Annotated in this window: 1 protein-coding gene; it reads left to right on the top strand. The window is 47.0% G+C overall.

Annotated features, from left to right (window positions below; genetic code table 11):
* Positions 1-547 (top strand): Cna B-type domain-containing protein (locus HMPREF3093_RS09755; protein ID WP_180363256.1); only part of this gene is annotated, 547 nt, incomplete at both ends.

The following is a 547-nucleotide window of genomic DNA, read 5'->3' as shown; positions in this document are numbered from 1 at the left end:
AAGCAAGCGTCCGGCTGTTAAGTTCCAACTCAAACGTGATGGTGTTAACTATGGTGATGCCAAAGACGTACCTCAAGCAGGCGGGGAAGTAAGCTGGTCTAACTTGCCATACTACCAAGATGGTAAGACTGGCCCATCTGTTTACACAGTAGAAGAAACTGGCGTAGAAGGTACTGGCTATGAAGTAGCTTATAGCGATCAAACCGCAACAAGCGCTACTGTAACCAACACCTACCGCAGCACTGAATTTAAAGCGACTAAAGTATGGGCTGGCGACCAAGACGCTACTAAGCGTCCAGCAGCTAAGTTCCAACTTAAGCGTGATGGTGCTAACTATGGCGATGCCAAAGACGTACCTCAAGCAGGCGGGGAAGTAAGCTGGTCTAACTTGCCATATTACCAAGATGGCAAGAATGAGCCTTCTGTCTACACGGTTGAAGAAACTGGCGTAGAAGGTACTGGCTATGAAGTAGCTTATAGTGATCAGACCGCTACAAGTGCAACTGTAACCAACACTTACCGTAACACTGAATTTAAAGCGACCAAA

Origin of the sequence: Abiotrophia sp. HMSC24B09 (assembly GCF_001815865.1) — a bacterium.
Taxonomy (GTDB): domain Bacteria; phylum Bacillota; class Bacilli; order Lactobacillales; family Aerococcaceae; genus Abiotrophia.
The sequence above is the reverse complement of the archived record's forward strand: the minus strand, read 5'-3'. Positions and strand labels throughout refer to the sequence as shown.